The sequence below is a fragment of the Streptomyces sp. NPDC054863 genome, assembly GCF_053610825.1.
The window spans coordinates 1-8,880 of the sequence record NZ_JBSGZD010000319.1 but is presented as its reverse complement, the minus strand read 5'-3'; the positions used below and the strand labels follow the sequence as shown (position 1 = coordinate 8,880).

Genomic DNA, 8,880 nt, shown 5'->3' with positions numbered 1-8,880 from the left:
GATCAGGAGAGCTGATCCGGCGGGACCCGGTCCTGGACACCGCCCCACCGGTGCCGTCAGTCGCTGTGGACGCCGACCTCGCTGAGTGAGTAGCCCCACTTGGTGCCGCGCTCCAGCCCCTGGATCCGTACGTAGCGCGCCTCGGTCGCGGCGAACCGTGCCGTGTCCAGGCCGCCGTCACCTGTCGTCGTGGACCAGGCCGTCCGCCAGTCCGTGCCGTCGGCCGACAGCTCGACGCGGTACGACTTCCCGTACGCCGCCTCCCAGTCGAGGGTGACGCGCTTGACCGGGTGGGCGGATCCGAGGTCGATCCGCAGCCACTGGTCGTTGTTCCACTCGCTGGCCCAGCGGGTTCCCTTGTCACCGTCCACGGCCCGGCCGGGTGTGAAGTTGACGAAGGGGTTCCACCACTCCGACGAGGACGCCGAGGCGGCCCTGCCCGAGGCCAGGTTCACCCCGGGCCTGTGCCGCTCGGAATTCCCCCAGGTCCGGAGGTAGGACTCGGCGCCCGTGAAGAGGTCGTCCACGACCTCCTGGCCGCCGACGGTCCGGATGTCCTCGATCCAGTCCGGGACCATGCCGTAGTGCGCCGCGCCACTGGTGTTGAAGTCCCAGGTGCGCTCGCCGGTGGTCTGCTTGTCGATCACCGAGCCGCCGTCCGTGCTGCGGAACGGGTACTTCACCGGGTTGGGGGTGTCCCCGCCGCGCGGGGCGGGCCAGCCGCCGACCCCGTTCATGTCGGTGCCGTAGCCGTAGCCGACCTTGTACTTCTTGCGCAGCTCGGCCGTGCGCCTCGCCTCCGCGGTGAACGCCTCCGAGCCGCTCATGTACTGGGCGGCGAAACCACCGAGCTTGTAGAGCCGCTCGGTCCAGCCCAGGTCCATCCAGCTGTGCGAGGAGATCACGCCCGGATACGACTCGGACTCCAGGATGTCGAAGGCCTGTCCCGCGGCCTTGACGCTCATGTGGTCGATCTCCAGCATCATGTTGCGTTTCATCATCCCGCGCACCGCGTAGTCACCCAGGTCGGTCAGCCCGCGGGTGTTGCACTGCGCGCCCGAGGCGTACGAGGGGACGGACACCCCCGCAGGCAGCCTCTTCTCGGCCTCCGCCGCCACCGCGTTGCCGATGGGGTTGTCGTGCTGCGGCCCGCGGCAGGTCTCCGTCTTCCAGAAGGTGCCGGTCGACAGGAACTGGCCCACGTTGATCGCCGTACCGAGGGTGCCGGAGTCGAAGCGCACGCCGCACAGGGCGTTGTCGAACTTGTGGCACAGGAACATGCTGCTCACGCCCAGCTCTTTGAGCTCGTCCAGGCCGCGGTCGATGTCCTCCTTGCCGCACTGCGCGACGTCCAGGACCTGCTTGCAGCCGAACGGCTCGGAGGTCTCGACGCCCAGGACGACGGCCAGTTTGCCCTGCTCGACGACGCTGCGGGCCTGCGCGCTGCCGGTGACGATCCTGAACCAGCCCTTGCCCGGGCCGCCGTACATCCTGTCGATGTAGGCCTGCATGTCGTACGTCTTCTTCGCCTCCAGGCGGATGGCGGTCATCTCGTCGCAACTGCGGTCCTTGAAGGGGTAGACCGAGCAGATCACGCCGTTGGTGACGAGGTCGTTGACGAGCACCCGCTGGCCGCCGCGCCAGGCCCGCTCGACCCAGGCGTAGTAGTTCTGCTGGTGGGTCAGCGAGTCGTGGGCGGGCCAGTCCTTGAAGGACGGCCATCCGTGGGGGTCGTGCTTGCCGTCGCCGCCCTTGGTGATCATGTCGAAGACGGCGAGCGTGCCGTCGGGGTAGTGCTCGGGGCAGTCCTTGAGCGCGTCGGTGACGCCCTGCTCCGAGAACGGCTTGCCGCAGATCAGCCGGCCGCCGAAGCCCTCGTTGGACATGATGTGGTCGTGGGCGTCGACGAAGCCCCGCACGCGGCCCTGGGCGTCGGTGCCCTTGAAGGGCTCGCCCGTGACGTTGATCTGTGAGTCGGGTGCGGGCCGCGCGGTCGGGGTCCACCAGTCGGGCTCCGCCGCGGAGCTGGGCGCCGGACCGAGCACCAGGGCCATCACGGCGAGGAGCAGCGACACCATCGTGAGGGATCTGAGCCTGTGGCGCGGAGGTTGAACCATGGTCATCACACAGATCCTTAGATGTGAGGTGGGCTCATGTTCCGCATATACGTTAGGCAGCCGAGCTCGCCACGCCAACCCCCATGACGGGGAGTGTTGTCGGGAAGTGGTGGAGGTCTTCGTGAGGGGCCCGGCGGGCGGCTCAGCCGCGCTGGGCGCGGATGAGGTCGCGGTACCAGGCGAAGGACGCCTTCGGGGTGCGGACCTGGGTGTCGTGGTCGACGTGGACGAGACCGAAGCGCTGGTGGAAGCCCTCGGCCCATTCGAAGTTGTCCAGCAGGGTCCAGGTGAAGTAGCCGCGGACGTCCACGCCCTGGGCCACGGCGGCGTCGACGGCCCGGAGGTGGGTGTCCAGGTAGTCGATGCGGTCGAGGTCGGGAACGGTGCCGTCCGCGGTGACGACGTCCTCGACCGAGCAGCCGTTCTCCGTGATGTAGACCGGCGGGAGCTGCGGGTAGCGCTCCTTGAGGCCGACCAGCAGCTCCCGCAGGCCGTCGGGGACGACGGGCCAGTCGAAGGCGGTGCGGCGGTAGCCCTCGACGGGGGCCTCTTCGAACGGCAGGCCCTCGGACGTCGGAGCCTGGATGCGGGTCGGGTTGTAGTAGTTGATGCCGAGCGCGTCCAGCGGGGCCGAGATCAGTGCGAGGTCGCCGTCCCGGACGGAGCCGCCGAGGGTGGCGTCCACGCCGTAGGCCGACAGGTCGGGATAGGTGCCCGTGAGGATCGGGTCGTTGAACAGGCGGTTGTGGAGGTTGTCGTAGGCCTGCGCGGCGGCGCGGTCGTCGGGGGCGTCCGAGGCGGGCCAGACCGGGGTGCAGTTGTTCGCGATCATCACCTGGAGGCCGCGTGCCCGCAGCTCCCTCGATGCCAGTCCGTGGCCGAGCAGTTGGTGGTGGGCGACCGGCAGGGAGTCCAGGAACAGGGTGCGGCCGGGTGCGTGGGTGCCGAGGGCGTAGCCCCAGACCATGTGGATGAACGGCTCGTTGAGCGTGATCCATTTCTGGACGCGGTCGCCCAGCTTGTCGGCCATGACGGCGGCGTACTCGGCGAAGCGGTACGCGGTGTCGCGGTTCAGCCAGCCGCCTTCGTCCTCAAGGCCCTGCGGGAGGTCCCAGTGGAACAGGGTCGGGACGGGTTCGACGCCGCGCGCGAGCAGGCCGTCGACCAGCCGGTCGTAGAAGTCCAGGCCCCGGAGGTTGACCTGGCCGCTGCCGGTCGGCCGGATCCTGGGCCAGGCGACGGAGAAGCGGTAGCCGGTGAGGCCCGCCTCGGCCATCAGCGCCAGGTCCTCCTCGTACCGGTGGTAGTGGTCACAGGCCACGTCACCGGTGTGCCCGTCGCGGACCGCACCGGGGCGGGCGGTGAAGGTGTCCCATACGGACGGCCCGCGGCCGTCCTCCTTGGTGGCGCCCTCGATCTGGTAGGACGCCGTCGAGGCGCCCCAGAGGAAGTCCGCGGGCAGATGGTCCAGCGTCATGTGCAGCCCCCTGAAATGTGAGTAGTGCTCATGTTAGCCCGCCGGATGGGATGATGGAACGGTGAACCAAGATCGCATCGCGGGGACACTGCGCCGCAGGCCCGTGCAGAAGCGCAGCGCCGAACGTTTCGAACGGTTGCTGGACGCCTGCGCCGAACTCCTGGACGAGGTCGGCCATGCCGCGCTGACCACCAAGGAGGTGGCCCGCAGGGCCCAGGTGCCGATCGGCACCCTTTACCAGTTCTTCTCCGACAAGGAGGGGCTGATCGGCGCGCTCGCCGCCCGCAACCTGGAGGCTTTCCTGGAGCGGGTCGCGGCCCGGTTGGCGCGCGAGGAGCCGGAAGAGATCTCCGGCGTCGTCGACGTGGCCGTCGAGGAGTTCGTCGCCATGCGCCGGACGATCACCGGGTTCGGCGTGGTCGACTTCGGAGCGGTGGGCCGGGACCACACCCTCGATCCGACCCTGGACAACAACACGGCGGTTGCCGGGCGGCTGCGCGCACTGACCGCGTCCCTGTCCGGCGTCTCCGACGACGCGGAACTGGAGCTCGCCATCCGGGTGGCCCTGGAGTGCGCGGACAGCGTGCTGAGGCTTGCCTTCCGTACGGATCCGCAGGGCGACCCCCAGCTGATCGCCGAGTGCAAACGAGTCCTCAACAGCTATCTGAACGACCGGATCCGGTCCCTGGCGACAGGCCGGCGAGCGCGCTAGCGCACGCTCCTGACCTTCCACACCAGCACCGCGCCCAACGCGGACATGGCCGCGGAGCAGAGGAACAACGAGCGGTAGCCCCCCAGTTCGCCGATCACGACCGAGGCGATCGGTGGAACCAGCACGTACGGCAGGGAAGCCATCAGATTGGCCAGGGCCATGTCCTTGCCGCGGTGCGCCGAGGCGGGGAGCACCTCGGTGACCAGGGCGGTGTCGACGGCCAGGTACACGCCGTAGCCCAGGCCCAGGATGACGGCTGAGACCAGCGTCATGGTCCACGTGGGCGCCAGCGCGAGCGGGAACGCGGCGACGGCCATCGTGACGCCGCCGACGAAGACCAGCATGCGGCGCTTGCCCAGCTTGTCGGAGAGCCAGCCGCTGAGGACGACCGTCGAGATCGTGGCCAGGCAGTTGACGCCGATCACGAGGAGCAGGCCGTCCTCGGTGGACCGGCCGGGGAACAGCTGCTCGTAGTGCAGCACGTCGTCCAGGAAGTACGGCATGTAGAGCGTGCCCAGGCCGTAACCCAGCCCCATGATGAACCGTGAACCCATCGCCCAGACGAAGTCGGGATGCGCACGCGGGCTGATCCGGTAGCCGTTCAGAAAGGTGCGCAGCGAGAACGGCTCGCGGTGGGTGCGGGGAAGCGGCGGGTCCTTCATGGTGAGTGCGAACAGCACGATCAGCAGTGGGAACGCGGCCATCAGCAGATACTGCGCGGAGAAGCCCGTCACCAGACCGAGCAGCAGCCCGCCCGCGATCATGCCGCCGGCCTGCGGGACCGTTGCCCACCCCAGCACCACGCCGCGCTGCCCGACCGGGACCCGGTCGGGCACCACAGGGGCGAGCCCGGCACCGATGATCATGAAGGCGGCGGAGAGCACGAGCGAGCCGAGCGCGACCCCGGCGACCGTCGTCCGGCTGCCGGTGAAGACCAGGGCTGCCATGCAGAGCAGCGAGCCCGCGATCATCCACGGCCGGCGGCGGCCGAAGCGGCCGGTGGTGCGGTCGCAGAGCGCGCCGGCCAGCGGCGCGATGACGATGCCCGCTATCGCGCCCATCATGCTGACCCAGGCGTAGCTGCCGACCTTCCCCGCCGGGTCGATCCGGGCGATCTGTTCGGGCATCAGGAACGTGGTCGGCACCTGCATCGGGATGAACATCCCGACGTTGGCCAGGACGTACAGGGCGAGCCAGCCGGGGCCGACCTTGCGGGTGGGCTCGGCGAGTGCCTCGGGCCGTACGGGGGCGAGGCTCATCGGGGCACTCTCTTGAGGTGGACGAGCTCGCTCGTCCAGTCGAAGGGCAGCAGCGGCGGGAGGCCGTGGCCGAGCAGGACGGCGCCCTCGTGGACGACGCCGGTGGCCTCGTCCTCGTAGCGGGCGTCGGGGTCGAGCCCCTTCAGGCGGGTGCGGGCGGGGGAGCGGGTCAGCGCGGACGGCTGGAACTGGAAGACGACGGTTTCGTCCTCGGTGAGGTACTGCACGGCGTCGTGCCCCAGGCGGTGCAGTACGCCGCCGTGCACCACGGGCCGGATCCGCTTGTACTGCTCTACCAGCATCCGGGCCCAGTCCCGTTCCTCCTCGCTCCAGTTCCGCAGGTCGCCGCCGATGCCCAACGCCCCGGCCATCGCGACGTGGAAGCGGTACCGGATCGAGGTCGGGCGGGCGCTGAAGCTGTTCGGGCTGTCGGTGACCCAGGCGCCCATGGTCCGGGCGGGCAGCAGCTGGCAGTGGCCGTGCTGGATCGCGACCCGGTCGGCGGCGTCGGTGTTGTCGGACGTCCAGACCTGGTCGGCGCGGGCCAGCACTCCCAGGTCGGCCCGGCCGCCACCGCCCGCGCACGCCTCCAGATACAGGCCGGGACGTGCGGCGCGCAGCCGGTCCATCACTTCGTAGACGCCGCGCGTGTGCTCGATCCAGACCCGGTCGGGATCGGCGGCCCCGGGCTGCCCCGCCTCGCTGATGGGCCGGTTCATGTCCCATTTGAGGAACGCGACGTCCAGCTCGGTGACGGTCCTGACCAGCCATTCGACCGCCCATTCACGGACGTCGCGGCGGGCGAAGTTCAGCACGTACTGGTGTCGACGCTGCGTACGGGTACGGCCGTCCTGATGGAGGATCCAGTCGGGGTGCGCACGGTAGAGGTCACTGTCGGGGTTGACCGCCTCGGGCTCGACCCACAGGCCGAAGCCCATGCCCAGCGCGCGGACGCGGTCGGCGAGCGGGCCCAGGCCGTCCGGGAAGCGGTCGGGGTTGGGCCACCAGTCGCCGAGCCCGGCCAGGTCGCTGGTGCGGGCGCCGAACCAGGCGTCGTCCAGCACGAAGACCTCGACGCCGAGACCCGCCGCCAGCTCGGCCAGCTCGGTCTGCTGCTTCTCGGTGACGTCGAACTCGGTCGCCTCCCACGAGTTGAAGATCAGCGGGCGCTCGGCCGGCCGGGCGGGCAGCACCTGGCCTTCGACGTAGGCGTGCCAGCGGCGGCTGGTGGAGCCGAAGCCGTCGGGGGAGTACAGCCCGGTGAAGACGGGGGTCTCCAGGCGCTCGCCGGGGAGCAGCTTCCAGACCAGCCCCTCGTGGCCGAACCCGCCGGTCCAGGAGGCGCGGCCGTAAGGGTCGCGGCGCAGGGTGATGCGGCGGCTGCCGCTCCAGGCCAGGGCGGTGCTCCAGACCTCGCCGTGCTCCTCGGCCGCGTCGTGCGCATCGAGCATCAGCCAGGGTCCTGCGTGCTGTCCCGTGATGCCCAGGCGGCTGGTGAACACGGTCTCCCCGACGGGCACCCGGTCGCGCCGGAGCTGGAACTCCCGGCCCCATTCGCCCACCACATGGCTGACCCGGTAGTCGTGGCGGGCGGGCAGCGTCCAGGCGGCGGAGTCGAACCGCAGGACGTCCACCGGCTCGTCCGCGGTGAGGACGGCCCAGCGCTCGATCTGGTCATGACCGTCCCGGATCCGGTAGTGCAGATCGAGACCGAGGGAGCGGACGCGGTCGGTGAAGCAGAGCGTGAGCAGGCCTTCCTGGGCCGTGTACGAGACGAACCGCCAGTCGAAGCCGCGCACGCCGTCGTCGAACCGGACCGTCAGCGACGGCGCCCCGAACCGCAGTCCGCCCTCTGTCGCGTACTCCTCGCCGCCGGGGTCGTCGCCGCCGGGATCCTCGGCGGGCAGGTCGGCCGCGATCACGGCGGCCTGCTCCAGGGTCAGCGGCCGGCCCCAGTGCACGTGCCGGGGGACGTCGTCGGCGTCCAGCCGGAAGGCGTAGGAGGTGCCGGGCGTGCTCAGCAGCCACAGGCGGGCTTCGGCGTGGTGGGTGATCACGCAAGTCCTTAAATGTGAGGTCGGCTCATGTTCTGCTCACACGTTAGGCAGGCGGGACCGCAACGCCAACCCCCTTGGCGGGGGCGATCGTTGGGAAAAGGGGAAGAGTGCCCCACCGGGGGCGCCCGCGAGGTGCGTGCGGGGCGCGGGATTCAGCGTCAGGTCGCGGGCCGGAAGTGGCAGACGTAGAGACTACGGTCGCCACCGACGGCGAGACCTTGAGCGTCCGGCCGCCAACTGCAGGACCGCAGTGGGCCCTCGGTGCGCTGGGCGGCCACCACCCGCCCGCCGCGCCGGTCCCACACCCGTACGGTGGCGTCCTCGCCCGCCGTGGCGATCCAGCGGCCGTCCGGGGCGACGACGTCGACGTCGACGACGGCATGCGTGTGTCCTGTCAACACCGCACGGCTGCGCCCGTCGGGCAGGCTCCACAAGCGCACGAGTCCGTCCTCGTCGCCCACGGCGCACCAAGTGCCGCACGGCGCGATGGCCAGCGCGGTGACGGAGCGGAGGTTGCGGAAGAGGACGGTGGAGGATTCCTGGAGCCTCACCCCCGTCAACTCGTGGCCGACGAGGTCCCACCGGCGGATGTCACCGTGGGTGTCCGCGGCGAGAAGGAAGCCCCCATCCGGGGAGAAGGCCACGGCACATACGGAAACCGAGCTCAAAAGCGTCTGCGTCGGCGTCGTGGGCGAAGCGACGTCCCACAGGCGAACCCGGTTGCCGGACCCGGCGGTTGCCAGCCGGCGACTGTCGGGCGCGACAGCCAGCGGACGCGAAGCCGCCGTGACTCACAGCTCATCCTGGGGGGGGCGGGCCCGGCGAGACCCGGTGCGCGAACCAGGCGACCGTCGGGTCCGGTGTGCAGCGGGTGCCGCACGCTGCCCAGGAAGCCGGTCCCGCGGCCCAGGGTGGACACAGGCGTGCCGTCCTCCACATGCACGAACCCGCGTTCGTCCGCTGCCGCGTACCAGCTCCCGTCCGGAGCGGTCGTCAGGTCCCGTACCTCGCCGAGGGCGGTGAACAGCGTCTCGGCCGGGCGTCCGCCGAGCGGGTCGACACGAAGGACCAACCGGCCGATGCTGACGATCAGCGAACTGCCTTCAAGGCCGGGAGTCATTGCGCGGCCTGGCGTACCGCGATCTGCCGCAGTGTCAGCGCCCCGGACGTCGAGGCCGATGCGAGCGGCTGCCCGCATGCGGAATCATCGGGGCTGACACCGGCTGCCCTCGACGGGCAGTGACGTGAGGACGGGGAG

The 8,880-nt window shown here is 70.4% G+C and carries 7 protein-coding genes; 2 read left to right on the top strand and 5 right to left on the bottom strand.

Annotated elements, in window-relative coordinates:
- Positions 1-56: 56 nt before the first annotated feature.
- The gene (locus ACWGIG_RS33595; RefSeq protein ID WP_453325479.1) at positions 57-2,123 is read right to left on the bottom strand and encodes a galactose-binding domain-containing protein; all 2,067 of its coding nucleotides are present in this window, start codon (positions 2,121-2,123) and stop codon (positions 57-59) included.
- Positions 2,124-2,259: 136 nt separating this feature from the next.
- Positions 2,260-3,594, bottom strand: a complete 1,335-nt coding sequence (locus tag ACWGIG_RS33590) for a GH1 family beta-glucosidase (RefSeq protein WP_453325478.1) — start codon at positions 3,592-3,594, stop codon at positions 2,260-2,262.
- A gap of 61 nt (positions 3,595-3,655) precedes the next feature.
- Here ACWGIG_RS33590 and ACWGIG_RS33585 point away from each other — a divergent pair, with 61 nt between their 5' ends.
- Positions 3,656-4,306, top strand: a complete 651-nt coding sequence (locus ACWGIG_RS33585) for a TetR family transcriptional regulator (RefSeq protein ID WP_453325477.1) — start codon at positions 3,656-3,658, stop codon at positions 4,304-4,306.
- Here the strand turns inward: ACWGIG_RS33585 and ACWGIG_RS33580 are convergent.
- The 3 genes from ACWGIG_RS33580 to ACWGIG_RS33570 all read right to left on the bottom strand — a co-directional run bounded on the left by ACWGIG_RS33580 (position 4,303) and on the right by ACWGIG_RS33570 (position 8,290).
- The gene (locus tag ACWGIG_RS33580) at positions 4,303-5,565 is read right to left on the bottom strand and encodes an MFS transporter (RefSeq protein WP_453325476.1); all 1,263 of its coding nucleotides are present in this window, start codon (positions 5,563-5,565) and stop codon (positions 4,303-4,305) included. The two genes, ACWGIG_RS33585 and ACWGIG_RS33580, sit on opposite strands and share 4 nt — an antisense overlap.
- Positions 5,562-7,622: an alpha-galactosidase gene (locus ACWGIG_RS33575; RefSeq protein ID WP_453325475.1), complete on the bottom strand. Its 2,061-nt coding sequence runs from the start codon at positions 7,620-7,622 to the stop codon at positions 5,562-5,564. Before ACWGIG_RS33575 ends, ACWGIG_RS33580 begins: the two co-directional genes overlap by 4 nt.
- 158 nt (positions 7,623-7,780) lie before the next feature.
- Positions 7,781-8,290, bottom strand: a complete 510-nt coding sequence (locus ACWGIG_RS33570) for a WD40 repeat domain-containing protein (RefSeq protein ID WP_453325474.1) — start codon at positions 8,288-8,290, stop codon at positions 7,781-7,783.
- Between the two features lie 269 nt (positions 8,291-8,559).
- On the opposite strand from ACWGIG_RS33570, the gene ACWGIG_RS33565 reads away from it, so the two are divergent.
- The gene (locus tag ACWGIG_RS33565) at positions 8,560-8,865 is read left to right on the top strand and encodes a hypothetical protein (RefSeq protein WP_453325473.1); all 306 of its coding nucleotides are present in this window, start codon (positions 8,560-8,562) and stop codon (positions 8,863-8,865) included.
- The last annotated feature ends 15 nt before the right edge of the window (positions 8,866-8,880 follow it).

What these genes read in the sequence shown, in the direction of transcription:
- ACWGIG_RS33595 (WP_453325479.1), bottom strand. Translation starts at nt 2,123, where the DNA reads ATGACCATGGTTCAACCTCCGCGCCACAGGCTCAGATCCCTCACGATG.
- ACWGIG_RS33590 (WP_453325478.1), bottom strand. Translation starts at nt 3,594, where the DNA reads ATGACGCTGGACCATCTGCCCGCGGACTTCCTCTGGGGCGCCTCGACG.
- ACWGIG_RS33580 (WP_453325476.1), bottom strand. Translation starts at nt 5,565, where the DNA reads ATGAGCCTCGCCCCCGTACGGCCCGAGGCACTCGCCGAGCCCACCCGC.
- ACWGIG_RS33565 (WP_453325473.1), top strand. Translation starts at nt 8,560, where the DNA reads ATGCACGAACCCGCGTTCGTCCGCTGCCGCGTACCAGCTCCCGTCCGG.